At 72.1% G+C, this 25,328-nt stretch carries 18 protein-coding genes and 1 pseudogene; 3 read left to right on the forward strand and 16 right to left on the reverse strand.

Annotation, left to right across the window (positions count from 1 at the left end):
• Positions 1 to 81 precede the first annotated feature (81 nt).
• Complete coding sequence (locus K7396_RS13385) at positions 82 to 531, forward strand: SCO4983 family protein (RefSeq protein WP_152104539.1); 450 nt, start codon at positions 82 to 84, stop codon at positions 529 to 531.
• 225 nt (positions 532 to 756) lie between these two features.
• Here the strand turns inward: K7396_RS13385 and K7396_RS13390 are convergent, their stop codons facing one another.
• Complete coding sequence (locus tag K7396_RS13390) at positions 757 to 2,580, reverse strand: phosphoenolpyruvate carboxykinase (GTP) (RefSeq protein WP_152104538.1); 1,824 nt, start codon at positions 2,578 to 2,580, stop codon at positions 757 to 759.
• A gap of 240 nt (positions 2,581 to 2,820) precedes the next feature.
• Here K7396_RS13390 and trhA point away from each other — a divergent pair, with 240 nt between their 5' ends.
• Positions 2,821 to 3,537, forward strand: coding sequence for a PAQR family membrane homeostasis protein TrhA (gene trhA, locus K7396_RS13395; protein WP_152104537.1), 717 nt, complete (start codon positions 2,821 to 2,823; stop codon positions 3,535 to 3,537).
• Between the two features lie 354 nt (positions 3,538 to 3,891).
• Entirely contained in the window at positions 3,892 to 4,521 is a 630-nt protein-coding gene (locus K7396_RS13400; protein WP_152104536.1) for a TetR/AcrR family transcriptional regulator, read from the forward strand.
• Here K7396_RS13400 and K7396_RS13405 read toward each other — a convergent pair.
• The 15 genes and pseudogenes from K7396_RS13405 to K7396_RS13475 form a co-directional block, all read right to left on the reverse strand.
• The gene (locus K7396_RS13405) at positions 4,511 to 5,182 is read right to left on the reverse strand and encodes a MerR family transcriptional regulator (protein ID WP_176605158.1); all 672 of its coding nucleotides are present in this window, start codon (positions 5,180 to 5,182) and stop codon (positions 4,511 to 4,513) included. The genes K7396_RS13400 and K7396_RS13405 overlap by 11 nt on opposite strands.
• Before the next feature lie 22 nt (positions 5,183 to 5,204).
• A complete protein-coding gene (locus K7396_RS13410) occupies positions 5,205 to 6,566 on the reverse strand; it encodes an amidase (RefSeq protein ID WP_086716546.1) in 1,362 nt (453 codons plus the stop codon).
• A 74-nt stretch (positions 6,567 to 6,640) separates the two neighbouring features.
• The gene (locus K7396_RS13415; protein WP_086716547.1) at positions 6,641 to 7,651 is read right to left on the reverse strand and encodes an MDR family NADP-dependent oxidoreductase; all 1,011 of its coding nucleotides are present in this window, start codon (positions 7,649 to 7,651) and stop codon (positions 6,641 to 6,643) included.
• A 106-nt stretch (positions 7,652 to 7,757) separates the two neighbouring features.
• Positions 7,758 to 9,800 (reverse strand): thioredoxin domain-containing protein, encoded by a 2,043-nt coding sequence (locus K7396_RS13420; protein ID WP_086716548.1) that lies wholly within the window; start codon positions 9,798 to 9,800, stop codon positions 7,758 to 7,760.
• Between the two features lie 416 nt (positions 9,801 to 10,216).
• A pseudogene (locus K7396_RS13425) lies at positions 10,217 to 10,618 on the reverse strand (DnaJ family domain-containing protein); the annotation flags it as partial.
• Between the two features lie 77 nt (positions 10,619 to 10,695).
• Positions 10,696 to 11,574 carry an NAD(P)-dependent oxidoreductase gene (locus K7396_RS13430; RefSeq protein WP_158101098.1) on the reverse strand — a complete coding sequence of 293 codons (879 nt, stop codon included), beginning with the start codon at positions 11,572 to 11,574 and terminating at the stop codon, positions 10,696 to 10,698.
• Positions 11,575 to 11,639: 65 nt separating this feature from the next.
• Positions 11,640 to 13,199, reverse strand: coding sequence for an acetolactate synthase large subunit (locus K7396_RS13435; protein ID WP_086716551.1), 1,560 nt, complete (start codon positions 13,197 to 13,199; stop codon positions 11,640 to 11,642).
• 22 nt (positions 13,200 to 13,221) lie between these two features.
• The gene (locus K7396_RS13440; protein WP_143589049.1) at positions 13,222 to 13,926 is read right to left on the reverse strand and encodes a TauD/TfdA dioxygenase family protein; all 705 of its coding nucleotides are present in this window, start codon (positions 13,924 to 13,926) and stop codon (positions 13,222 to 13,224) included.
• Between the two features lie 104 nt (positions 13,927 to 14,030).
• Positions 14,031 to 15,074, reverse strand: a complete 1,044-nt coding sequence (locus tag K7396_RS13445; protein WP_086716553.1) for a zinc-binding dehydrogenase — start codon at positions 15,072 to 15,074, stop codon at positions 14,031 to 14,033.
• Positions 15,032 to 16,414 (reverse strand): ATP-grasp domain-containing protein, encoded by a 1,383-nt coding sequence (locus K7396_RS13450; protein WP_086716554.1) that lies wholly within the window; start codon positions 16,412 to 16,414, stop codon positions 15,032 to 15,034. The genes K7396_RS13445 and K7396_RS13450 overlap by 43 nt, the downstream gene beginning before the upstream one ends.
• Positions 16,411 to 20,808, reverse strand: a complete 4,398-nt coding sequence (locus K7396_RS13455; protein ID WP_143589050.1) for a non-ribosomal peptide synthetase — start codon at positions 20,806 to 20,808, stop codon at positions 16,411 to 16,413. Before K7396_RS13455 ends, K7396_RS13450 begins: the two co-directional genes overlap by 4 nt.
• 15 nt (positions 20,809 to 20,823) lie before the next feature.
• The gene (locus tag K7396_RS13460) at positions 20,824 to 22,599 is read right to left on the reverse strand and encodes a non-ribosomal peptide synthetase (RefSeq protein ID WP_086716556.1); all 1,776 of its coding nucleotides are present in this window, start codon (positions 22,597 to 22,599) and stop codon (positions 20,824 to 20,826) included.
• Positions 22,599 to 23,831: an MFS transporter gene (locus K7396_RS13465; protein WP_086716557.1), complete on the reverse strand. Its 1,233-nt coding sequence runs from the start codon at positions 23,829 to 23,831 to the stop codon at positions 22,599 to 22,601. The genes K7396_RS13460 and K7396_RS13465 overlap by 1 nt, the downstream gene beginning before the upstream one ends.
• Positions 23,832 to 23,881: 50 nt before the next feature.
• A complete protein-coding gene (locus K7396_RS13470; protein WP_086716558.1) occupies positions 23,882 to 24,838 on the reverse strand; it encodes a hypothetical protein in 957 nt (318 codons plus the stop codon).
• A complete protein-coding gene (locus K7396_RS13475; RefSeq protein ID WP_086716559.1) occupies positions 24,835 to 25,269 on the reverse strand; it encodes a VOC family protein in 435 nt (144 codons plus the stop codon). The genes K7396_RS13470 and K7396_RS13475 overlap by 4 nt, the downstream gene beginning before the upstream one ends.
• Between the last annotated feature and the right edge of the window lie 59 nt (positions 25,270 to 25,328).

The following is a 25,328-nucleotide window of genomic DNA, read 5'->3' on the forward strand; positions in this document are numbered from 1 at the left end:
GGGCCGATTGCTGTACGAGCCACAACTTTAGACAGCGTCCAAGCTAGGATGGCCTCCTAGACGCTTTCAGGAGGCCGTCCCATGTACGAACCGATCCGCACCAAGTCGGTCCACACCATGGCCGCCGCCCCGGAGGTCCCGCACCGCTCCCGCGAGGAGGAGCTGGACATCCGGCTCGCCGGACAGCTCACCGCGCTGCTCACCGTCACCGACGAGCTGCACGCCCTGGCGACGCGGGCGGACGGCGGCGCGGCCCGCGGGGCCGCGCCGGACGGCGCCGCGCTCGCCGCCGCCGCCGAGCGCATCGCGGAACAGGTCGCGCGGCTGAGCGGCGGCCACTATCCGCTGCGTGCCGAGCCCTCCGACGGCGCCGGCCCGTCCCGCGCCGGCGCCCTGCAGCAGCGCGCCCACACCCTCGCCGGCAACGCCCTGGCGGTCGCCACGTCCCGCGGGGACGCGGCGGCCATGGCCCTGGCCGCGGAGCGGATGGAGGCCCACGCCGCGCCGCTGCGGGACCTCGCCACGGCGTGAGACCCCCGGGGCCGGCCCGCCCGCCCCGTTCGGCGGGGGCCTGCGCTTCCGCGGCCATTCCGTTCCCCGCCCCCGCCGGCGCCCCGGCGTCACTCCACCGGCCCAACGGGGCGGCGCGGCTTCCGCACTGCGCGGCCCGGCTTCCTTACCGCGGACGGTGAACGGGCCGGGGCCCCGCATCCGACGATGCGGGGCCCCGGCCGGGCGTGAGCGGCGCGGCGGCGGTCAGCCGAGCCGCTGGACCAGCGCGCGGTACTCGTCCCACAGCTCCTTCGGCGTGTGGTCACCGAAGGTGTTGAGGTGCTCGGGGATCAGCGCCGCCTCCTCGCGCCACACGTCCTTGTCGACGGTGAGCAGGAAGTCGAGGTCGGCGTCGTCGAGGTCCAGGCCCTCGGTGTCCAGCGCCGCCTTCGTGGGCAGCACACCGATCGGCGTCTCGACGCCCTCGGCCTTGCCGTCCAGCCGCTCGACGATCCACTTGAGCACCCGGCCGTTCTCGCCGAAGCCGGGCCACACGAAGCGGCCCTTGTCGTCCTTGCGGAACCAGTTGACGTAGTAGATCTTCGGCAGCTTGGACTGGTCCTTATCCGCACCGACCTTGACCCAATGACCCATGTAATCGCCCATGTTGTAGCCGCAGAACGGCAGCATGGCGAACGGGTCGCGGCGCAGCTCGCCGACCTTGCCCTCGGCCGCGGCGGTCTTCTCGCTGGCGACGTTGGCGCCGAGGAAGACGCCGTGCTGCCAGGTCAGCGACTCGGTCACCAGCGGCACGGCGCTGGCGCGACGGCCGCCGAAGAGGATCGCCGAGATCGGCACGCCCTTGGGGTCCTCCCACTCGGGCGCGATGATCGGGCACTGGCCGGCGGGGACGGTGAAGCGGGCGTTGGGGTGGGCCGCCGGGGTCCCGGACTCCGGGGTCCAGTCGTTGCCCTTCCAGTCCGTGAGGTGCGCGGGCTTCTCCTCCGTCATGCCCTCCCACCACACGTCGCCGTCATCGGTGAGCGCGACGTTGGTGAAGACGGAGTTGCCCCACATCGTCTTCATGGCGTTGGCGTTGGTGTGCTCACCGGTGCCGGGCGCGACGCCGAAGAAGCCGGCCTCCGGGTTGATGGCGTAGAGGCGGCCGTCCTCGCCGAAGCGCATCCACGCGATGTCGTCGCCGATGGTCTCGACCGTCCAGCCGGAGATCGTGGGCTCCAGCATCGCGAGGTTGGTCTTCCCGCAGGCACTCGGGAAGGCGGCGGCGACGTACTTGGCCTCGCCCTGCGGCGGGGTCAGCTTGAGGATCAGCATGTGCTCGGCGAGCCAGCCCTCGTCACGCGCCATGACGGAGGCGATGCGCAACGCGTAGCACTTCTTGCCGAGCAGGGCGTTGCCGCCGTAGCCCGAGCCGTAGGACCAGATCTCGCGGTCCTCGGGGAAGTGCGAGATGTACTTGGTGGAGTTGCACGGCCACGGCACGTCGGCCTCGCCCTCGGCCAGCGGGGCGCCGAGGGTGTGCACCGCCTTGACGAAGAAACCGTCCTCGCCGAGCTCGTCGAGCACCGGCTGTCCCATGCGCGTCATGGTGCGCATCGAGACCGCGACGTAGGCGGAGTCGGTGATCTCCACACCGATCGCGGAGAGCGGGGAGCCCAGCGGGCCCATACAGAACGGGACGACGTACATCGTCCGGCCGCGCATCGAGCCGCGGAAGATGCCCTTCTCGCCGGCGAAGATCTCCCGCATCTCGGCGGGGGCCTTCCAGTGGTTGGTCGGCCCGGCGTCCTCCTCCTTCTCGGAGCAGATGAAGGTGCGGTCCTCGACCCGCGCCACGTCCGAGGGGTCGGAGGCCGCGTAGTACGAGTTGGGGCGCTTGATCGGGTCGAGCTTCTTGAACGTGCCCTTGTCGACGAGCTCCTCGCACAGACGCTCGTACTCCGCCTCCGAGCCGTCACACCAGACGACCCGGTCGGGCTGGGTGAGTGCTGCGATCTCGTCGACCCAGGAGATGAGGTCCTGGTGACGGGTCGGATGGGCAGAGGGAGCCGCGTTGTCGCGCGCCACGATCGCTCCTAGATGAGGGTGTGGACGGATTTATGCCCGGTTTGCCGGAAAAACCCGCTTCTTTTGTTTGTCTGCCCCTTGGGGGCCGCGACCCGGATGCTTCGTGACCGCTCATCCGGTGCCGACCGCACTCATTTGATCATCCGACCCGGATAGAGTTCTGTCCAGAGGGCGCCTTCGTGACCGTCACCACTTCGGCATGAATCCGTAACTTACGGTCGCGTAGGTAGCATGACGGCCATGACTTCCGCGCCTGACGCCGCCGAGAGCCAGCCCCCCTCCGCGCCGCCCGCGATCGCGGCCGTCGCCGCCGCGGCCGCGCCCCTCAAGCCCAAACTGCGCGGCTGGCTGCACGCCGGAATGTTCCCCGCCGCGCTGCTGTCCGGGGTCATACTCACCGCCCTCGCCGACAGCCCCCGCGGCCGCCTGGCCTGCGCCATCTACACCATGACCGCCTGCCTGCTCTTCGGCGTCAGCGCGCTCTACCACCGCGGCAATTGGGGACCGCGGGCCGACGGCGTACTGCGCCGGCTCGACCACGCCAACATCTTCCTGATCATCGCGGGCACCTATACGCCGCTGACGATGCTGCTCATGCCCGGCTCCCGTGGCCAGGCGCTGCTCTGGGCGGTCTGGGCGGCCGCCCTCGCCGGGATCCTCTTCCGGGTCTTCTGGGTCAGCGCCCCGCGCTGGCTCTACACCCCCTGCTACATCGCGATGGGCTGGGCCGCGGTCTTCTTCCTCCCCGACTTCCTGCACACCGGCGGCGTCGCCGTGCTGGTGCTGGTCATCGTCGGCGGGCTGCTCTACAGCGCGGGCGGCGTGATCTACGGGATCAAGCGCCCCAACCCCTCGCCCCGCTGGTTCGGCTTCCACGAGGTCTTCCACTCCTTCACCCTGGCGGCCTTCGTCGTGCACTACGTCGGCATCTCCCTGGTGGCCTATTCGCACTCCTGAGCCCCCGGGCCCCAAGGACCCGCCCCGGCCCCGCCGTATGGCCGCGACCCCGAGGTCGCGGCCATACGGCGTTCCGCACCTGCGCACACCGGCCCCCGCACACCCGCCGGGCTCGCTCTCATGCGCCGGGTCCCCGACTCCCGCGCCGGGCGCACCGGACAGCCCGCCACGCGCCGGCCCCCTCCCACGCGCCGACCCCCTCCCACACGCTGCCCCTCCCCCTCGCATTCACCGAGCGTCATCACTCTCACGCACAGCGTGACACGCCCCACTGACAATCCGGCTTGCCGCCCGCCCAGGGCCCGTCCCGCGCGCGAAGGCGGCCGTGGCCTCCCGGCCGTCCGATGCCCGACAATGCTGCGCATGGCCGCAGCTATCTCCGCCAGCACACCGCCCGGGGCGCCGATCGGGCGGCGGGAGCGGAAGAAGATCCAGACCCGGCAGGCGATCCGCCGGGCCGCCTACCGGCTCTTCGAGGAGCACGGGTACGACGCGACCCCCGTCGACCGGATCGCCGAGGCCGCCGAGGTCTCCCCGAGCACCGTCTTCCGCTACTTCCCCGCCAAAGAGGACATCGTGCTCACGGACGAGTACGACGCCGTACTGGAGACCGGGATCCGGGCCCGCCCCGCGGACGAGCCGGTGATCGAGTCGGTGCGGCAGATCAGCATCGAGGCGCTGCGCGCGATGACGGCGGAGGACCGGGGTGAACTCGTCCAGCGCGTCCGGCTGATCCGTGAGGTTCCCGCCATCCGGGGCCGTACCGCGGAGCGCACCGCACGGGACGCCGCGATGCTCACCACCGTCCTGGCGGAGCGCTCCGGACGGCCGGCCGACGACCTGGAGCTGCGGGTGATCAGCGCCGTGATCCTGGCCGCGCTCCAGGAGGCGCTGCTCCACTGGGGCGAGAGCGGCCGCACCACCGATGCCGAGGCGTCGATCCACCGGGCCATGGACGTCCTGGGGCGCGGGCTCACGCTCTGAGGGCGGGGCACCCAGGGGGTGTTGGGGCCGGCGTCGAGGTCGGGGGCGGGGTCGCGGCCGTGGCTGGTGGCGGGGCTGAGCCCGGCGCCGCGGGCTGTGCCGTGGCGGAGGCCGGGCCAGGGGACCGGGGCGGGTCCGGGGCCGGTGGCCGTGCCGACGCCGATGCCGATGCCGATGCCGGGAGCGTGTCCAGGCGGAAGAGCGGGCCGCTGTCCGCCCCGGCGCGGGTCACGGCAGCCGGCTCCGCGGGCCCGGCCGGCGCCGCCGCTTCCGCCGCCCCGGCGCCCGGTTCGCCCAGCCGGGCCGCGAGACGTGCCCGCAGGCGCGACAGCCGCTCGATGCGGGCGTCCAGGTCGGCGAGCCGGCGCCGGGCGACCGCTTCCACCGCCGAGCATCGTTCCGGATCCGCGCCCCGGGGAGCGAGGTCCGGCACCCCACCGGGCGGCATCGTGGGCAGCAGATGCGCGAACGCGCGTACGTCCCCCACCGTCAGCCCGGCGTCCCGCAGTTCGCGCACCGCGCGCAGGCGGCGGATGTCCTCCGCGTCGTACACCCGGTGCCCGGACGGTGCCCTACGGGCCGTCACCAGCCCCTGCTGCTCGTAGTAGCGCAGCGCCCGCGGCGTCATCCCGGCGGCCGCGGCGGCTTCCCCGATGCGCATCTCCCCTCCCCCTCCGGCGGGTTCAGCCACGCCGCTCCGGGCCGGGGCGGCGGTCGTCGTGCCGGGCGCAGGCGGCGTCCAGCACCCGCTCGATGCCCGCCGCCCCGTACAGCAGGTCCTCGTCCGCCCCGTGGCCGCCGACGAGTTGGAGCCCGAGCGGCAGCCCGTCCGCGGCCCGGCCGGCGGGCACGCTGACGGACGGGAGTCCGGCGTTGCTCCAGGGCAGGCACATGATCGAGCTGCCCGTGGTGGTGAGGTCGGCGGGCGCGGGGCCGGTGGCCGACGGGGCGATCCACAGGTCGATGCCGGCGGCGGCACCGTCCGCGGCGAGCCGTGCGCGGAAGGCCGTACGCCGTTCCCGGGCCGCTTCGTAGGCGGCGTCCCCGATCGTGTGGCCCTCCCGGATGGCCGAGGTGGTCTCGGGGCGGTAGCGGTCGCCGAAGCGGGCGAACCAGTCGGCGTGGGCGCGGGCGACCTCGTAGCGGTTCATCGTGAAGAGCTGCTCCACGATCTGCTCGAAGTCGGCCATCACCGGCACCTCGCGGACGGTGTATCCGGCGGCCCGGAGGAGTTCCCGCTGCGCCGCGAAGGCACGCAGCGCCTCGTCGCCGGCGCGCGCCAGATAGGGGCCGGCCGGCACGCCCAGCACCGGGAGCGCTCCCCGCCCCGCCGCTTCCGGCGCCCGCCAGCCGTCGACCAGCACCGACGCGGCCAGGGCGACACCTGCCACGTCCGTGGCGTAGCACCCGAGAGTGTCGAATCCGGCGGCGTTGGGGATCACGCCGTCGATCGGGATCCGCCCGTAGGTCGGCTTGAAGCCGACCACGCCGCAGTACGCGGCGGGCCGGATCATCGACCCGACGGTCTGCGTCCCGATGGCCAGCGGCACCATCCCGGCGGCGACCGCGGCCGCCGACCCGCTGCTCGAACCACCGGGCGTGTGCGCCGGGTTGTGCGGATTGCGGGTCGGCCCGGGGGCGGTGACCGCGAACTCCGCGGTCACGGTCTTGCCCGCGATCAGGGCACCGGCGGCGCACAGCCGGTCGACGACGGCGGCCTGCGCGCCGCCGAGCACCTCGGGCGGCAGCGCCGAGCCCGCGCGGGTGGGCAGCCCGTCGGCGCGCACGATGTCCTTGATCCCGACGGGGACGCCGTGCAGGACGGGCCGGCCGGCGGCGTCCGCCCGCCCCGCGTCGGCCTGCCGGCGGGCCGCCTCCAGGAGCCGCGTACGCCGCCCGGCCTCCGGCACGAACGCCTGCACCTGCGCATCCACGGCGTCGATCCGGTCGCAGGTGCGGCGCGCCGCGTCGACGGGGTCGTCGGCGCCGGCCCGCAGCGCCGCGGCCTCCTGGACGAGTGATCGCTGTCCGAGCAAGGTGGTCACTCGTGCAGGCTACAACCGGCGACCGACAGCGGCGGGTGCCTCGCCCCGCCGCCCGGCGACGCGGCCCGGTGACCTCACAACTCCACGAGCACGGCGCCCAGATGACGCCCCTCGGTCAGCTCGCGCAGGGCCCGCGGCGCCTGCTCGATCCCCTGCAGCCGGGTGTGCGGGAAGGTGAGGGTGCCCTCGCGCAGCCCCTCGCCGAAGCGCCGGTTCCACTCCGGGATCAGGTCCAGGTGCTCGTAGAGGGCGACGCCGCGCAGGGTGACGCTGCGGGAGAGCAGCGAGAGGGTGTCGATCTCGACCGTGGTGGCCCTGGCGTCCCCGGAGAGCTGGCCGGCGAGCGCGCCGACGACGGCGATCCGGGCGCCCCGGTTGGCGAGGGCGAGAGCGGCCTGCAACTGCTCGCCGCCGACGTTGTCGAAGACCGCGTCGATGCCCTCCGGGGCGGCCGCGCGCAGTTGCTCCTCGATGGGGCCCGCGCCGCGGATCACCACCGCGTCATAGCCGAATTCCTTGATCAGCCGGTCCCCCTTCTCCGGCGACCCCGTGCTGCCGATGACCCGGGCGGCGCCGCGCAGCCGGGCGATCTGGCCCGCCAGGGAGCCCACTCCGCCCGCCGCCCCGGTGACGAAGACGGTGTCGCCGGGGCGCACTTCGGCGCCGCGCACCACCCCCATCCAGGCGGTGGGGCCCTGCGAGAGGCAGGCCGCCGGGTCGGGCAGCAGGCCGGGGTCGAGCCGGTGCGCCTGGTCGGCGTCCACCACGGCGTACTCGCGCCAGCCGAGGCGGTGTTCCACCAGATCGCCGGGGTGCAGGTCGGTCCCCGGGGCAGTGGCCACCACCTCGCCGACGGCGGCGCCGTGCAGCGGTTCGCCGATCTCGTAGCGGGGCATCGGCACCCCGCTGCTCTCGTCCATCAGCGTGCGCATCACGGCGGCGACGCCCATCACGGTGTTGCGGACCAGCACCTGGCCCGGCCCGGGTTCCGGAACCGGCACCTCCACGATCTCGAAGAGGTCATCGGTGACGGGCCCCCGGGGGCGGGCGGCCAGGCGGACTTCACGGTGTGTGCGCTCTGTCATGCCCCGAGGCTAGAACCTGACGCGCACGTCAAGGTCAAACCTGCCGCCGGCCCCGTAGGCCCCGCGAGCCCGCCAAGACCCGAACGACGCCCCTGCCCGCTACCCGCTACCCGCCGAGCCGTTCCGTCAGCTCCTCCGGTTCCGTCGTCGGCCGCTCGCAGGTGAAGCGGCGGCAGACGTAGGCGGCGGGCCGGCCGTCGACCAGGGGCCGGTCCTTCAGGAGCGGCACCTCGTCGACCCCGGGTTCGCCCAGCGCGACGACCGCCCCCGGGGCGGTGCCGAGCAGCGCGGCGCGGTGCAGCGCGGCGGTGGCCGGATCGCCCTGGGGGCCGACGACGGCGACCTCGCGCGGACCGTCCAGCGCGGCCTCGGCGACGGCCAGCCCCCAGCCGATGAAGCGCGGGGCCCGGCCGCCCAGCGCGGTGACGATGCCCAGGGCCCGCTCCGCGGCGTCCCGGTGGAGCTCGCTGCCGGTCAGCGCCGCATAGGACAGCAGCGCGCCGGCCGCGGCGGTCCACCCGGAGGGCGTCGCGTTGTCGGTCGGGTCCTGGGGGCGGCGGATCAGGGCCTCGGCATCGGCCGCGGTGTCGTAGAGGGCGCCGTCCTCGGTGGTGAACTGGAGCAGCACGGTGTCCAGGAAGAAGCCCGCGAACTCCGCCCAGACGCCCTCCCCGGTGACCGAGGCCAGGGTGAGGAAGCCCTCCGCGACATCGGCGTAGTCCTCCAGGACGCCGGAGTTGGCGCCGGGCGTGCCGTCGCGGGAGGTGCGGTGCAGCCGGGCCTGCCAGTCCATGTGGACGCGGACCAGCAGGTCGGCGGCGTCGGTGGCGGCCTGGATCAGGTCAGGACGGTCGAAGTAGGCGCCGGTCTCGGCGAGCGCGGCGATGGCCAGCCCGTTCCAGGAGGCGACGACCTTGTCGTCCCGCCCCGGGCGCGGCCGCTCCTCCCGCGCCGCGAGCAGCCGCTGCCGGACGGAGGCCACCCGGTCGGCGTCCACCGGGCCGTCGGCGTCCGGGAGCTGGAGGACCGAGGCGCCCTCCTCGAAGGTGCCTTCCGGGGTGACACCGAAGCGGGCGGCGGCGAACTCCGCGTCCTCCTCGCCCAGTACGGCGCGCAGTTGCTCGGGCGTCCAGACGTAGTAGGCGCCCTCGACATGCCTGCCGGTGCCCGACCCGTCGTCACTGTCGGCGTCCAGTGCGGAGGCGAAGCCGCCCTGTTCGGTGCGGAGTTCGCGGACCATGAAGTCGGCGGTCCCGACGGCGATGCGCCGGGCGAGGTCCGAGCCGGTGGACCGCCACAGGTGGGCGTAGGTCCGGCACAGCAGGGCGTTGTCGTAGAGCATCTTCTCGAAGTGCGGCACGGTCCAGGTGGCATCCACCGCATAGCGCGCGAACCCGCCGCCGAGCTGGTCGTAGATGCCGCCCCGGGCCATCGCCGCACAGGTCGCCTGCACCATCTCCAGAGCCCCGGCGGACCCGGTGCGGGCGTGGTGGCGGAGCAGGAACTCCAGCACCATGGACGGCGGGAACTTGGGCGCCCCGCCGAACCCGCCGTTCACCGCGTCGAACTCCCGGGTCAGCCCCATCAGGGCACCGTGCAGCTCCTCCGGCAGCGGGGGCCGCCGGTCCGCGGGCAGCGACTCGGTGAGCGACCGCCCGGCCAGGTCGGCGACGATCCGCCCGGCGACCTCGCCGACCTCGTCCCGCCGGTCCGCCCAGGCGCTGCGCACCCCCTCCAGGATCTGCCCGAAGGACGGCATGCCGTGGCGCGGCTCGGGCGGGAAGTACGTACCGAAGTAGAAGGGCTCGGCCTCGGGCGTGAGAAACACGGTCATCGGCCAGCCCCCCTGCCCCGTGGCGGCCTGCACGGCCTCCATGTACACGGAGTCGACGTCGGGACGCTCCTCCCGGTCGACCTTGACCGCCACGAAGTGCTCGTTGATCAGGTCCGCGGTGGCCTGATCCTCGAAGCTCTCGTGCGCCATCACGTGACACCAGTGACACGAGCTGTAGCCCACGCTGAGCAGGACCGGCACACCGCGCCGCCGCGCTTCCTCGAAGGCGTCGGACGACCACGGCCACCAGTCGACCGGGTTGTCGGCGTGCTGGAGCAGGTAGGGGGAGGTCTCATGGGCCAGGCGGTTCGGCATGGGGCCATCCTCTCCCAAGGAGGCGCGGGGACCCGGGAGCGGACGGAGTTGTCCACATGCCTGCCGGAATTCACGCGGACGCGGCGCTCGGTGGATCGGCGACGGATACCGACCGCGGGCGCACGGCGGGCCCGCTGTGCGCCCGCGGCGCTGGCACTCCACGGATAACCGGAATACCCCAGACGATCAAGCACCTGGGCTCCACGCTGCTGCGCTGTCCGTATCGTTCTGGTGACGGCGCCAAAGGCACGCGTGCGCGTGTTCCCTCAGCCGCGGCGCCGCGAAGGGAGGATTCGGAGCTTCCATCTGCGGCCGCCCGACGGGGGTCGGCCTTCCGCAGGGAGGGCCGGAACGGGTTCCTCGCGGTGTCCGCCGGAGGAACCTGCCCCTATGCCGTTCTGCGGCCGGCTGCCGTCCTTACTGCGTGCCTGCCGCCACTGGGCCACGACCTCGTCGATATCGATCAGCGGGCAGCCGAGCGGCGGGCCCGGCGGCGGCATGCGCAGGTTGGCAGCGATCTTCTCGTTGACCGGCTCGAGGATTTCGCGTACACGCCGTTCGGACGGCGCTCCGGCTGCCTCGGCCAGGACGTCCTCGATCTCCTTGCGCAACGCGAGAGTGGGCTGGAGTATCGCGGTGGAGCCCTCCTGAGCCATCTTCTTCTTGATCCACCACTGCTCGTCGTAGGGCACGCTCGCGTGGGGCAGGGGTTTTCCCACGCCCGGCAGCTGGGCGAACTCACCCCGCTGCTCCGCCTCGCGGATCTGCTTGTCGATCCAGGATTCGTAGCTGAGCCCAGGGGGCTTTCGCTCAGTCATGCCGCTTCCTTCCCATGCTCGGTATCACGGTGTCCTCCCCATGCTCGGTATCACGGTGTCCTCCTGTGCGGCCCGTCTCACGAGCGAAGCGCTGCCGTGAGGTTCTCCACCAGTCGGGTCTCTGCCCGCGTCACCGACTCGGTGGTCCGTGCCGCGTAGAGATCGTGCACGTCGATGCCCGGTAGCCTTCGCACGGCGTCGCCGGCGGCGTGTGCCGCGCACAAATCCAGGACCACACGACCTGTGCGGCCCGACTGCCAGCTGTGCAGATCGCTTTCCGCCATGGGCAGCCCCAGCGTCGTCACGACGACGAAGGCGTCCCCGGGGACGAGACACAGATCCTGAAGGGTGACGACGTGCCGGTAGGCCGGTGAATGGAAGGACAGGCAGTCCGCGGAGCCGAGCACCTCGGCGAGCGGAGCCCAGCGTGCCACTCCCTCCGGCTCGGAGCGGGGGGTCGGCGTATGGAAGATGACCTCCATGCCCAGCGCGGCAGCCACCGTGCCGACGCGCCGGGCCACGGGCCCATAGCCGATGAGCCCCAGGCGGCGCCCCGCCAACTCCCCTGGTGCATCCTCACCGTGCCGCGCATGGTCCAAGAACTGTTCGATCACGAACTCGACCGTGCCAATGTCGCCGTAGCCGTAGATGGGCGACACGGTGATGCCCTCACGCCGGGTGTGGTCCAGGTCGACGCGGTCGGTGGACGTGGCGCGCAGACCCACGTAGCGCAGGGCGGGCAGCTGACTCAGGCGCCCGGAGTCGAGCTGGTCCTTCCAGCCCGCCAGCAGGGCGTCCGTCCGCGCGAACCGCTCTCCGGTCTCCGAATCCGGTGAAGGCCACTGGGTCAGGTGCAGCGGTGGCCGCTCGCTCAGCGGGCGAAGGGCATCGAGAAGGCCGGGGGACGGCCAGACTCCGGGCAGGAGGGAGACCTGCCGGAACACGGGAGTGGGCACCGTACTTCCTTTCGGGGGGATCGGTCGGGAGCGGTTTTTGGAAATGCGCAGCGGCGGCCTCGCAATCAGGAGCCACCCGTCACGGGCGGCACCACCGCGTCAATGAGGTGCGGACCGGGTTCTGCGGCGGCCGCGCGCAGCTGACGGGTGAACTCCTCGGTCGTGCGGGCCCGCGTGGCGGGTACGTCCATACCCTTCGCCAGCGCGACGAAGTCGAGCCCGGGGATGTCGATGAGCGACCGGCTGCGCCGAACGTCTTCGCCCTCGAACGCCCCGACCCGACGCAGCTCGGAGTCGAGGATCGCGTACGAGGCGTTGTTGAAGACGACCGTGGTCACGTCGAGGCCCTCGCGCGACTGCGTCCACAGCGACTGGAGGGTGTACATCGCGCTGCCGTCCGCCTCCAGATTGAGGACAGGACGGTCCGGGCAGGCGACGGCCGCGCCCGTGGCAACCGGCATACCCATACCGATCGAACCGCCGGTGATGTTGAGCCAGTCGTGCAAGGGCGCGCCGGCCGTGGCGCTCGGCAGCCACTGGTCGGACGTCATGGCCTCGTCGACGACGACGGCCCCCTCCGGCAGGAGCGCGCCGATGACGGCCGCGGCCTTCTCCGCCGTCAGCTCCCCGCTCGGCAGCGCCGGCCTGTGCTCGTCGGTGACGAGCGGCGCGGTGCCGGGTGCCACTAGGTCCGCCAGGTATTCGAGCGCGCCGGATGCCGCGCCGAGGTCGTGCACCTCGCACCCGGACGGGATCAGGGTGCTCGGCTTGCCCGGGTAGGCAAAGAACGAGACGGGCTCGCGCGTGCCGGCGAGGATGAGGTGCCGCGCCCCGGCGAGGCGTCGTACCGCCAGGTCCCTGGGGTAGGGCAGCCGGTCGAAGCGCGGGAGGCCCGCTCCTCTCTCGTGTCGCGCCGGGGACTTCTCGGCCAGGACGTCGACCCCGGTCGCCGCGGCGATGCGGCTCGCCGCCGCCAGGCCCGCACGCCGCATGTTGCCGCCCCCGATGAGCAGGAGGCACCCCTCGTTCTCGCGCAGGGTCTTGGCGATCCGCTCCACCGCGACCTCGTCGAACGACGGGGCCTGCGCGGCGGGCACGGGCACGGCGACGCCGCCCTCGGACCAGCAGACGTCGGACGGCAGGACGAGCGTGGCGACGCCGCCGGGTAGATGGCCGACCGGAGTCCGCGCGGCCCGAACGGCGTCGGCGGCGTCCTGCCCGGCGTCGGCGGAACTCCCGGTCCGGCGCACCCACGCCGATACCGTCCCGGCCATGCTCTCGATGTCGGAGTCCAGGGGCGCGTCGAACGGTTTGTGGTATGTCGCGTGGTCGCCCACCATATTGATCAGCGGCGTACCCGCGCGGCGGGCGTTGTGCAGGTTCGCGAGACCGTTGCCGAGGCCTGGTCCCATGTGCAGGAGCGTCGAGGCGGGCTTTCCCGCCATCCGGCCGTACCCGTCAGCGGCGCCCGTCGCCACCCCCTCGAACAGACAGAGGATGCCGCGGATCTCCGGCGTCGAGACCATGCCTGCGATGAGGTGCATCTCGGAGGTGCCCGGATTTGTGAAACAGACGTCGATACCGCCGTGCACAAGGGTGTTAAGCACTGCTCGGGCGCCGTTCATGGTGGTGCCTGCCTTTCGGGGGTCAGCCTGCGATCTGGACGCGCTTGAGGTGCCGCTGTGGGTCCTCGAAGGCGTTGCGGGAATGCAGCATCCGCCAGTTGTCCCAGACCACGAGGTCCCGCTTCTTGTAGCGGATGGCGATGTGGTTCTCCTCGTAGAGGGCACCTCCGCGGTCGATGAGACGCCGTGCCAGCTCGTCGCCCTCCGGGATCTCCAAGTAGCTCGTCGAGTACCGGAAGATCAGCTCGCCGTCGCGCTCCTCCAGGACCGGGTGCTCCGCCGTGGGCACCACACCGCGGCGGGCGAGGCCCTCCGTGGACTTCCACTGGTACACGGTCTCGAGGAAGTGCTGCCGCTCGCTCTCGTCAAACTCCGCGAGCACACGGTCGCCGTCGAGCATCGTGGTCTCGCCGCCGCGCCCCTCGGCCGGCCTGACGCACCACAACGCGAGATACCGCGGCGGCGTGCCGCGGAACTCGTATCCCTCCGTGTGGGGCTGCAACCCTCCGCGGTTCTGGCCGTGGTTGACGTCATCCATGCCCCACTCGGGCTTCACGTCCCCGACGACGGTGCCGGTGGGCGTGGGCTGGAACGTGCCCAGCTCCCGGAGGAAGGCCACGTGGTCGAAGGACTCGGGGACGTCGACGACATGTACGTATCCGTTGTTGCCGAGCAGTTGGCGGAACGCGTACCGGAGTACGCCTTCGGCCAGTTCGTCGCCGTTCATGTCGACGCATGAGACAACACTGTCGGGGCACTTGGTCACGGTCGCTCCATTCGTTTCGTCGATATAGGTCGATGGGGGTCAATATGGCTTGCTGTGGCGGGAGTTCAATAGCTGACGAGTACCTTCAGGGCCGTTCGCTCGTCCATCGCCTTGTAGCCGCCGGGCACTCCTTCGAGTCCGACCGTCAGGTCGAACACCGGCGACGGGTCGATCACCCCGTCGAGCACGTCGGGCAGCAGCTGGGGGATGTAGGTCCGCACCGGCGCGACGCCGCCGCGCAGCGCGACGTTCCGCTCGAAGACGTCGCTCAAGTCCAGGCCCGTGTCGCTGCCGTGCGGCACGCCGACGCAACCGATCGAGCCGCCGTCTCTGACGATCTGTACCGCCGTCCACAGGGACTGTGCGGTCCCCACGGCCTCGATGACCGCGGGCACGCCGCGGCCGCGGGTCAGTTCGCGCACGGCCTCGATCGCCGCCTCTCCGCGCTCGGGGACGACGTCGGTCGCACCAAAGGACCTGGCGACGTCCGTACGGGAGGGGTGCCGACCGAGCGCGATGATCCGTTCGGCGCCCAGGCGCTTGGCGGCCAGGACCCCGCAGAGTCCGACCGCGCCGTCGCCGACGACGGCTACCGTCGTGCCGGGCCCCGCGCCCGCGCCGACCGCGCCGTGGTGGCCGGTCCCCAGCACGTCGGACAGCGTCAGGAGGGCGGTGAGCAGCCGCCGGTCGGACGCCGCCTCGTTCGGGAGGCGTACGAGGGTGCCGTCGGCATACGGCACCCGGACCGCCTCGCCCTGGCCGCCGTCTGATCCCTGCGTGCCCCAGAAGCCGCCCCGCTCGCACGACGTGGTCAGCCCCTCGGCGCAGTAGCCGCACTCGCCGTCCGACCAGACGAACGGCACGACGACCAGGTCGCCGACGACGCAGCCCCCGACATCGGTGCCGACGTCCTCGACGATGCCGACGAACTCGTGGCCGGTGCGCTGCCCCGGCTCGAAGTCGGCCACGCCCCGGTAGGCCCACAGGTCGGTGCCGCAGACGCAGGAGAGTACAACCCGCACCACGGCGTCGGTGGGCTGCCGGATCACCGGGTCCGGCACCTCCTCTACCCGTACGTCGCGGGAGGCGTGGATGACAGTGGCGCGCATGCGTGGGGTCCTTCCTGCTGGGCGAGTGAATCCTGGGCGGACGGGCCGTGGGTATACGGATCCTGAGCGAACGGATCGAGCACCTCGTCCACGGCGGCGAGCAGTTCGCCCATCGTCGTCGCGGGCTCCTGCTCGGACGGCTCGGTACGTATCTCGATCGACTCGGCGACCTGGCGGGCCCTACGCGCGGCGGCCGCGCTGTTCTCCGCGCGCACCACGACCACCCCGGACCGGTCCTCCGACCAGTGCAGCGGGCGGACGTCCTGGCCGGGTTCGACCTTGACCTCGACGCGCACCACGCCGGCCGCCGCGCGGGCCTCGTCCACGCCCTCGACCGACTCCACGCGCCCGGCGGGCGGAGTGAGGAAGCGCACCGCGGCGGCGCCGTCGGCCGCCGGTTCCGGGACGGTGACCGGGTCGGGGCCCGCGAGTCGGTAGGTGAGCCGCTCCAGGTCGACGCCGTGCACCATGGCCACGAGTTCGTTGATGTGGCCTCCGGCACAGCGGTTGTGGGACTCCACCACGCGCGGCCCGTCGGCGGTGAGGATGACCTCCGTGTGCGCGGGGCCCTCGACCAGGCCGACAGCGTCCAGCATCCGACACGTGAGTGCGGCGACCGCCGACGCCTCCTCCTGGTTCAGCTCCGCCGGGACCACGTGGCCCAGTGCCACCACGCCGTCGCCGTTGTCCTTGCCGGTGATCGCGAGGACGGTGTGCCTGCCGTCCACGGAGAAGGTCTCAACGCTGAGTTCGGGGCCGGCGAGGAGTTCCTCGACCATGAAGTGACGTACGCCGTACGAGGCCAGCCAGTCCCAGGCCTCGGTCGCTTCGCCGGCCGAGCGGACCTTGCGCACCGCCAGGCTTCCCGACCCTTTCGTCGGCTTCACCACCGCCCCGCCGTGGTGCGCGACGAAGTCCCGCAGCGCTTGGCAGGAGGTCCCGCGGCGCGCGGCGACACTGCCCAGGCCCCGGGTGTTCAGGAGGTCGCGCAGGGCGAGCTTGTCGTGGAGCACGCGGGCGACACCGACGCCGTTCCCCGCGATGCCCAGGACGGTGGTGAGGTGCCCCGCCACCAGGGGGCCCGCCTCCGTCTGGCTCAGGACCCGGGTGAACGGGGCGTGTTGGTGGAGCGCTCTGGCCAGCGTGGTGACCAGGCCGATGTCCTGGTAGTCGATCAGGTGGGTCTGCGCGCAGTGTTTCCTGGCGGCGGGTTCGAACAGGACGGGCTTGTCGACATTCACGACGCAGAGGCCGCATTCCGCCGCCTTCCGCGCACTCTCCGCGGTCCCGCCGAGCAGCAGGATCCGCGGTGCGGTCGGGCCCGGTACCGAAGGGCTCATCGCCGACTCCCCTCGTCGCGCGGAGTCGGCAGGAATCCGGACTCGGCGAAATACCGGACGTAGCCCGTGAAGACCTTCTCGTCGATGTCCGGGCAGGCGATGCCCGTGCCGCGCAGCAGCAGACGGGTGTCGGCCGTGTCGAAGCGCACGCTGCCCTCGGGGTCGTCGTCCCGGCCGTCGCCCATGACGCCGAGCAGCGGGAAGGCCGCGTTGTCGGGCATGGCCTCGATGGCGCGCAGCCACTCCTTTACGGGGACGTCCGTGATGGGCAGGGCCAGCGCGCGTCGCAGGCACGCGACGGCCCGGCTGAACGACATGAGCCGCTCACCAGCCAGGTGGAAGCTCCTGCCTGCCGCCTCGGGGGTGCTCGCCAGGGCGACGACGGCGCGGCTGACATGGTCCACCGGAACCAGGTCGAAGGCGACGTCGTCGAGGCGCGGCGCGAGGCCCGCCTGCGCGCAGCCCTTGAGGAGCAGCCACAGGAAGTCCGCGCTCTGGCAGGCGCCGGTGGTGGCGTCTCCCGCGATGCGGGTCGGCCGGTACACGGTCACCGGCAGGCCGCGTTCCCGCGCGGTCTCGACCAGCCGCTCGGCCACCCACTTGCTCTGGGTGTAGCCGTGCACGAGCGCCTCCACCGGGGTGAGGGGTTCGTCGGGCCCGATCCGGCGGCCGGTGAGCGCGCGTCCCGCGAACACTCCGACAGTCGAGATGTGATGAACGGGAACCGTGCGATGGGCCGCAGCGAGTCGCAGCACCTCGACCGTGCCGCGAACGTTCGCTAGTCGCGACTGGGCGTACGCCTGGGCAAGATTGACGCTGGCTCCCGCATGGTGGACAACGTCCACAGTGCGCGCCAGCCGGTCGAATGCCTCCTCAGAGAGGCCGAGCCGGGGCAGCGCGAGGTCGCCGGCATGGACGACGATCCGCTCCTGTGCCTCCTCATCCGCGATGCCGTACGCCTCCTGCGCCGCGCGCAGCCGTGCGGCCGCGTGCGCCTGGTCCGTGCCTCGGACGAGGCAGTGCACCCGGGCCGACGTATGTGCGAGGAGTTCGCGCAGGAGGAAGGCGCCGAGGAAGCCGGTGGCGCCGGTGAGCAGCACCTCCTTGGGGTTGGTGACGACAGGCAGCACCTGCTGCGCGGGCACGATGTCCGGCGGCAGGACCAGGTCGGCCGTCAGGGCCGGTGTGTCCGGCCGCTGCCCGAGCCGGTCCACGAGCCGGGTCAGGGCCACGGGCGTGGGCGCGGTGAACACGCAGTTCATGGGGACCGCGACGCCGAACTCCTCACGCAGGGCGAGGGCGAGCCGCACGGCCAGCAGAGAGTCTCCGCCGTGGGCGAAGAAGTCGTCCTCGACGCCGGCACTGCCGACTCCCAGTACCGCCGCGCACAGCTCGGTGACCCTCTTCTCGGTGGGCGTGCGGGCGGGCTCGCCCTGCGGGGGCGCGACCGCCGTGCCGGAGCGGTCGCGAGCGAGCGCCGCCCTGTCCACTTTGCCGCTGGGCGTCAAAGGGAAGGAGGCCAGCGGCACACAGACCGCCGGCACCATGAAGGAGGGCAGGCGGTCGCGGAGCGCGGACCGCAGGGCCTCGGGGGTGAGGCCGTCCCCGGCGGTGGGGAGGTAGCCCACGGCGAGACGTCTGCCCTCCCCCGGTGCCCCTTCGGTGGAGACCACCACGGCGTCGGCCACTCCGGGCACGGCCTTGACGGCGGACTCGACTTCGCCGGTCTCCACGCGGTGGCCGCGGATCTTGACCTGGTCGTCGGTACGGCCGAGGAGTTCGATGCGGCCGTCTGGCAGCAGCCTGGCCAGGTCTCCGGTGCGGTAGACGCGGCCCGGCTCCGGCGCGTGGGGATCGCGGAGGAACCGCTCGGCGGTGAGTTCCGGAAGACCGAGGTAGCCCTGCGCGGGGGCCCGGCCGCCGACGTAGAGTTCTCCGGTTGAGCCGACCGGGCACGGCCGCATGGCGCCGTCGAGCACATACACGCGGGCGCCCGGGACGGGGCGGCCGATGGAGGGGCGATCGGGCCAGGACGCGGGGGGCCCTGTGAGGCGCTCGGCGGTGACCACGTGTGTCTCCGTCGGGCCGTACTGGTTCTCCAGTGACGCGTGGGCGAGATCGGTGAAGAACCTTCGGATCGCGGGCGTGACGAAGAGCTGTTCCCCGGCGGTCACCACTTCCTTGAGCGAGGGGCACCGGCGCTGTTCGGCGCACGCGTAGCGGGCGAGCTGTTGCAGGGCGACATACGGCAGGAAGAGCCGCTCGACGCGGTGCACGCTCAGCATGTCGCACAGCCGCTCGGGGTCCGTGCGCACGTCGTCGTCGATGAGGACGACGGCGCCTCCCGAGGCCCAGGTGGCGAAGAGCTCCTGAAAGGCGACGTCGAAGCTGAGCGGCGCGAACTGCAGGGTACGGGCGCCGGGACCGGAGCCGGAGCGGCGGCGCTGCCAGTCGACGAGGCCCGCCAGCGAACGGTGCGGCAGGGCCACCCCCTTGGGGCGGCCGGTGGATCCGGAGGTGTAGAGCACATACGCGATGTCTTCGTCACGGGCGGCGGGGAGGGCCGCCGGCGACTCCGCGTCCCCGCCCGCGGCGGTCCTGGGCGTCGGGACATCGTCCAGGAAGGTCACGGGGAGGTCGCCGGGAAGCGTCAGTCCTGCGGCCACGGAGCGTCGGGTCACCAGCGCCGTGGCGCCGCTGTCCCGGAGCATGTACGCGATGCGCTCAGCCGGGTAGCCGACGTCCAACGGCACGCAGGCGCCCGCCGCCTTGAGCACGGCGAGGACCGCGACCGGCAGGTCGAAGGTGCGTTCCACGCAGAGGGCCACCCGGTGGCCCGCGTGCCCCCGCTCGACGAGCAGCGCCGCGACGGCCTCGGCCGACGCGTCGAGGTCCCGGTAAGACAGGGTGTCCTCGCCCCGCACCACTGCGGGCGCGTTCGGAGTCTTCCGCGCTTCGTCGGCAAAGACCGTGTGCACGAGGGGTATGGGGCCATCCGCGTCCGGTCCTGACGTCCAGCATCCGTGGATGAGCCGCTCCTCGGCGTCGGACAGGATCCGCAGGTCCGCCAGTGCGGTTTCGGGGCGAGCCACCGCGTGCGTGAGCACCGTCTGGTAGCGCTCCGCCAGGAGTTCGGCGGTGCGCCGATCGAACAGGTCGGACGAGTACTCCAGGAAGCCACGGAACCCATCGCCCTGCGGTACCACGCTCAGGAAGACGTCGTACTTCGCTGTGCCGTTGTGGAGCGACAGCCGCTCGGTGCTCGCGTCGGGCAGGCCCAGACCCGCGGCCTCCTGGGAGTCTGCGGTGAAGACGATCTGGAAGAGCGGGAACCTGCTGAGCGTGCGCTCCACCCCCAGCTCACCGACGAGCCGGCCGAAGGAGACCTCACGGTGCTCGACCGCGTCCAGGACGACGTCCTGGGTGGCGGAAACCAGCGAGGCGAACGACGCGGTTGGCGTCACTTTCTGACGAATCGGCAGCACCTCGGCCAGGCAGGCGATCACCGAGTCGAGCGCGGGCTCGTCCCGCAGGGAGACCGGAGTCCCGATAACCAGGTCCCGCTGCCCGCTCAACCGGTGCGTGAGCGCCGTCAGGGCGGCGAGCAGCACCACGTACGGCGAGCTGTGGCGCTGTTTTGCGAGAGCGCCGATACCACGGGCCACCTCGTCGTCGAGGGTGAACTCGACCTGTCCGCCGCGGTGACTCATCACCGCAGCCCGCGGATGGTCGGTGGGGAAGGCCGTCTCGTCAGGTGCGTCGCGCAGCGCGGTCCGCCAGTACGCCAGATGTGCGGCGTCCGTCAGGCGCGCCGTGCGGCGCCGCCGCTCCGCGTATCCGCCCATCTGCTGCGGCAGTTCCGGCAGGCCGTGCCCGGTGCCCGCGAGGGCGGCCCGGTAGCAGGCACTGAACTCGGCGTCGAGCAGGTGCAGGCTGGTGCCGTCCATGGCCGCGTGGTGCAGGACGACGAGGAGCACCGCGTCGCCGTCCACGCTGCCGGTCGGTTCGAAGAGGTACGCCCTGAGAAGCGGCGGGGCGTCGAGCGGGAGCGGCGCGGCGAGCGCCTCGCGCAGGGCCTCGTCCAGCTGGTCGCCGGGCACCGACCGCCTGGTGACCGTGATCGGCCCCGCGGGAAGCACGGTCTGCACAGGCCGGTCCGCGGCCAGGTGGAGGCGGGTGCGCAGCGCCTCGTGACGCCGGACGATCTCGGAGAGCGCGGCCTCGGCGGCGGGCACGTCGATGCGGCCGCTGATGCGGTGGGCCCATGACTCGACGTACCGTGAACGGCCTTTTTGAAACTGGTCGTTGAGCCAGATCGACTCCTGCTCGAACGACATCGGGTGGCTGGCGTGCGGCGTGTTTGCCGTCCGCTGCGCACGTTGCTGGCTGGTCACCGTGATCCGATCTGTTCAGGCCTGCCGGTCGGAGGCGAGCTCGACCTGCTGGAGGTAGTCGCCGAAGCGCGGATGGGCGAAGACCGTCCTGAGCTTGACGGTGACGCCGGTCTCCCTGAGAAGGGCGCTGGAGAGCCGGGCTGCCGACAGCGAGCCGCCGCCGAGCGCGAAGAAGTCGGAGTCGGCGCCGACTTCGGGCGCTCCCAGCACCTCCTGCCACAGCCGCCGCAGGACGGTCCGCACGCCCGGGGCGCCGGCGGGCGCGACACCCTCGTCGAGCCGGGCCGTGGCCGCCGCTCGCAGGGCCCGTACGTCCACCTTGCCGCCCTCGGTGAGGGGGAATGCGTCCCAGCCGAGGATCTCAGCGGGGACCATGGCCGGTGGCAGTACGGGGCGCAGCCGGCCGGTCATCGCCTCCCGGTCGACGGGGTGCGGGGTGCACACGCAGCCGACGAGGGTCTCGCCGATCCGGAACACCTTGGCGTCCGTCACCGCGGGCTGGGCGGCCAGCACCGCGGCGATCTCACCAGGTTCGACCCGTACGCCGTTGATCTTGAGCTGGTCGTCGACGCGTCCGAGGAAGTGGAGCAGGCCGCGTTCCTCACGCACCCAGTCCCCGGTCCGGTACCAGGGGCCCTGCCCGGCTCCGGCGACGGCCGTCCGAAGGAAGCGGTCCTCGGGGAGCGGGTCCGTGCCGAGGTAGCCGAGGGCGACACCGGGTCCGCCGATGAGCAGCTCCCCCTCGGTGCCCGCGGGTACCGGGGAGTCCCGCTCGTCGACGACCGCCGTGCGCACGCCGGGCAGCGCCGCGCCGATAGGGATCCGCTCCCCCGTCGTCAGGTCCGGGGTCACGTCGCACGCCACCGAGGTAATCGTTGCCTCGGAGACCCCGTAGGCGTGCACGAGGCGGGCGCGCTCTGCGGAGCACCAGGCTCGGGCCGCCTCGACCGGCAGTTCCTCGCTGCCCGCGACGACCAGGCGCAGCGTGGGCAGCGCCGTGCCGCTCTCGTCGAGGTGGGCGGCCCAGCCGCTGAAGTATGAGGCGGGCAGGTTGCACACCGTGATGCCGCGACCGTGGACGATGCGGCTGAACCGGTCGTAGCTCACCTCACCCAGGCCCGTGGGGAGGATGTCGACCAGGGCTCCGGCGGTGAGAGTGGGCCAGATCTCCTCAGCGGCCACGTCGAACGCGAGTGAGGATGCCTGCAGGACCCGGTCGTCGGGGGCCAGCTCGAAGAGCTGGTGGACGGCTCGGCGGTGCGCCGCCAGGGAGCGTCTGGTGATGACCACACCCTTGGGAACGCCGGTCGTTCCCGAGGTGTGCACGAGGTAGGCGGCGATGTCATCGCGCTCGGTGGAGGCGGTGCGCCGCTCCGGGGCGGGTTCGTGGCCGCGCGCCTCGTCATGCGTGACCACGGCCGGGGCGCCGCCGTGCCGGAACAGCTCCTGGTCCGCGGTCTCCTCGGCGAGCACCAGGCGGGGCGCGGCCTCGTCGAGCATGTGGCGCAGGCGGGCGGCGGGCACGTGCTCGCCGAGCGCGAGGTACGCGGCATCGGCCAGCAGGACGCCCAGCAGCGCCGCCACGACCCGTGGGCTTCTGCGGCCCTGGACGGCTACCACGTCACCAACCCGGACGCCGCAGTCTCGCAGACACCGCTCGACACGCCGTGCGTGGCCCACCAGTTCGGCGTAGGTCCAGGTCTCGGCCCCGGTGGCCAACGCGGGCCGCTGGGGGTGGCGGTGCGCCGCGGCGAGCACAGCGTCCGCCACATCGTATTCGTTGGCGTCCATCACGACTTGACCCCTTTCGTCTTGGCCTCTTTCGTCTGTGGGGAGCCTGCGACCTCGCGCGGCGCCCCTGCCCGGCCGGTGGCCCTCGTCCGCAGCGCCCACGCCATAGCGGGCACGACCGCCGCGGCCACCAGGAGGAACCCCGCGGAGAGCGCCGCCCAGCCCGTCGCCGCGTACCGCTCGACGACGAGCGTGACCACGGCGGGGCCGAGGACGAGGTTGATCGAGCTGCCCAGCGCGAAGACCCCACCCCAGGTGCCCTGGGCCTGCGGCGGCGCGAGTTCGTACCGGAGCTTCCAGCCCGCGGCGGAACTCCACACCTCGCTCAGCGAAAGGAGCACCACAGAGACCACAAGCGCGCTCACGCCGACCAGGGCGGGCATTCCGGTGCTCACGGCGATGGCCAGGCACGACACCGTGGAGGCGAAGCTCGCGAGGAGCAGCAGCCTGCGCACTCCGCCGAAGGTCTCCGCGGCCCGGCTGAGCGGCACCTGCAGGGCCACGACCAGGACGGCGTTCAGGCCGTAGAGCCAGGCTCCGAGCCCGCTGGGCAGGCCTGAGTGCGTCACGATCCACAGCGGGATCCCGATACGCAGCACGATGTCCCCGACGGCGAGCAGGCCGTACAGGACCGACAGCGTCAGGTAGGGCACATCGCGCACGGCGTTGCGGATCGGCACGACGTCGGCCCGCCACTCCGGCCCGGCTGCCCGCTTCGGCAGCCCCAGGCACAGGACGGTCGCCGCCGCCTCGGCCAAGGCGCTGCCCAGAATGAGCGCGAGATAGGCGGGCGCATCGTCCAGAGTGAGGGCGAGCCCGGCGGCGAGAGCGCCGAGGATGATCCCCACATTGAACGCGCTGCGCAGGTACGCGGAGACCGTCACACGGGCCTCGCTGTCCGTCATCTCCGCTACCAGCGCCTCGCGGCAGATCCAGCCGCCCTGGACGAAGACGCCGAGGAGGGAGACCACAACGACGAACTCCACGAGCCCGTGGACCGCGGTGGCGGCGACGAGCAGCAGAACCTGTGCCACGCCCATGAAGACGGTGGCCCCGCGCGCGCCGACCTTGTCGGCGAACCGCCCCAGGTGGATGGAGAGGGGCAGCCAGACGAGGCCGGCGACGGTCAGGCCGATCCCGACCTGGGACACCGGGAGCCCGACGTAGCGCGTGAAGTAGATCGCGTTGCCGGAGGCGTACATTCCGAAGCCGATGCTGGCCAGGAAGTTCACCCCCGTGAGCCTGAGCAGCGGTCCGGACAAGGGAATGAGGCGGCGCACGGCTACGAGAGCAGCTCGGCGGGAGTGGCGGCAGCCTCGCCCACCTCATGCAGGATGTGCCCGATGCGGCTCTCGCAGCGGGCCACCTCGGTGCTGCGCAGCTCCTCGGGCCGCTCGTCGCCGCCGTCCCCCCGTGGGTACAGGCCCCGGGCGGCGACGTCCGACGCCACCGCGTCCAGTCTGCGCAGGAGTTGGCTGGTGATGCCGTCGGCGTCCACGGGCGCGCGCAGGGTCATGAAGAAGTTGTCGTACAGGATCGCCGTGCGCTCCGAGGGGCGGACGACGGTCTCCTTCATGGTCTGCTGCAGCAGGGAACGGCCCTCGGGTACGAGGAGTGCGGCGATGCCGTCGTGGATCGTCTTGTGGACGTCCACGGCGCGGGCGAGCCCTGCGGCTTCCGGGGCGTCTCCCCGGGCCACGCCCCGTCCTCGGAACAGGCCGCGCACGGGGACGAAGTCCGAGGCCCAGGTCCCGCTGAAGCTGCGGTGCTGGAGTTGCATGCGGGGCCTGATCAGGCTCTGATAGAGGTCGATCGGACAGGATCCCGTGTAGAGCAACATGGCGCAGTAGCCGTACGCGTACGTCTCCAGGCGGGCCAGTGAGGCACGGTCCGGCGTTTCCCGGCCCGCGTTCCTGTCCAGGATCTCTCCCATCAGGTGCCAGATCAGAAAGGTGATCTGATGTCCCGTGATCCAGCGGAACCAGAACAGCTGGTCGTCGGTGGGGTCCGTGCGGATGGCCGGCAGATCCGGCGACCCGCCGTCCGCGAGGAGGCGCAGACGGAACAGGACGAGGTCGGGGTTGCAGGGGGGCAGGGCGCTCGGGACCACGGCGGACGAGACGGTCGCATATCCGACCGGCGGCATCGTCAGGGGTTCCAGGCCGTAGGCGAAGTCTCCGAACTCCCACTCGGCGGTGCGCGGTTCGGCTACCAGGGTTCCGTCGCTCAGACTTGTCATCGGTGACCGTCCGGTATGTAGCTGAGTTCGTACTCGAGGCCGTTCACGTCCAGGAGGTAGAGACTCTGCACGCCGTCGTCGTCGACGACGATCTCGGTCGGCATCTCCGGCCGGGCGAAGGTGAAGCGCCCCGATTCGTAGAGCTCGATCCACCGTCGGCGGCGCTCGGCAAGCTCCTGCGGCGTGGCCACCTGAATGCACACGTGCTGGAAGACGAATCCATCGTCGTCGGCCGTTCTGCCGTTGTGGCCCGCGCGGTCGAAGAGGTGCAGCCGGATCTCTCCGACGGCCAGCTCGATCAGCTTGCGGATGCCCGGCAGCCTGCTGAGGGTGAGCTCGGAGAAGCGGTCGAGTTCCCACTTCTTCTCGGCGTCGAAGAACTCCTGGTACCAGTCGAAGCAGTTGTCCAGATCTGCGGTCTGCACTCCCACGTGGTGAATTCTGGGGTGGTTCGAACGATCCACTGCGTCATCTTCCTTTCGGGGTACAA

The sequence above is a fragment of the Streptomyces angustmyceticus genome, from assembly GCF_019933235.1.
Taxonomy (GTDB): Bacteria; Actinomycetota; Actinomycetes; order Streptomycetales; family Streptomycetaceae; genus Streptomyces; species Streptomyces angustmyceticus.

Coding starts and splice junctions, on each gene's coding strand:
- K7396_RS13460 (WP_086716556.1), bottom strand. CDS start 22,599: ATGGACGCCAACGAATACGATGTGGCGGACGCTGTGCTCGCCGCGGCG.
- K7396_RS13445 (WP_086716553.1), bottom strand. CDS start 15,074: ATGCGCGCCACTGTCATCCACGCCTCCCGCGACGTACGGGTAGAGGAG.
- K7396_RS13405 (WP_176605158.1), bottom strand. CDS start 5,182: ATGCGCATCGGGGAAGCCGCCGCGGCCGCCGGGATGACGCCGCGGGCG.
- K7396_RS13400 (WP_152104536.1), top strand. CDS start 3,892: ATGCTGCGCATGGCCGCAGCTATCTCCGCCAGCACACCGCCCGGGGCG.
- K7396_RS13385 (WP_152104539.1), top strand. CDS start 82: ATGTACGAACCGATCCGCACCAAGTCGGTCCACACCATGGCCGCCGCC.
- K7396_RS13420 (WP_086716548.1), bottom strand. CDS start 9,800: ATGCCGAACCGCCTGGCCCATGAGACCTCCCCCTACCTGCTCCAGCAC.
- K7396_RS13470 (WP_086716558.1), bottom strand. CDS start 24,838: ATGACAAGTCTGAGCGACGGAACCCTGGTAGCCGAACCGCGCACCGCC.
- K7396_RS13450 (WP_086716554.1), bottom strand. CDS start 16,414: ATGAGCCCTTCGGTACCGGGCCCGACCGCACCGCGGATCCTGCTGCTC.
- K7396_RS13415 (WP_086716547.1), bottom strand. CDS start 7,651: ATGACAGAGCGCACACACCGTGAAGTCCGCCTGGCCGCCCGCCCCCGG.
- K7396_RS13435 (WP_086716551.1), bottom strand. CDS start 13,199: ATGAACGGCGCCCGAGCAGTGCTTAACACCCTTGTGCACGGCGGTATC.
- trhA (WP_152104537.1), top strand. CDS start 2,821: ATGACTTCCGCGCCTGACGCCGCCGAGAGCCAGCCCCCCTCCGCGCCG.
- K7396_RS13440 (WP_143589049.1), bottom strand. CDS start 13,926: ATGAACGGCGACGAACTGGCCGAAGGCGTACTCCGGTACGCGTTCCGC.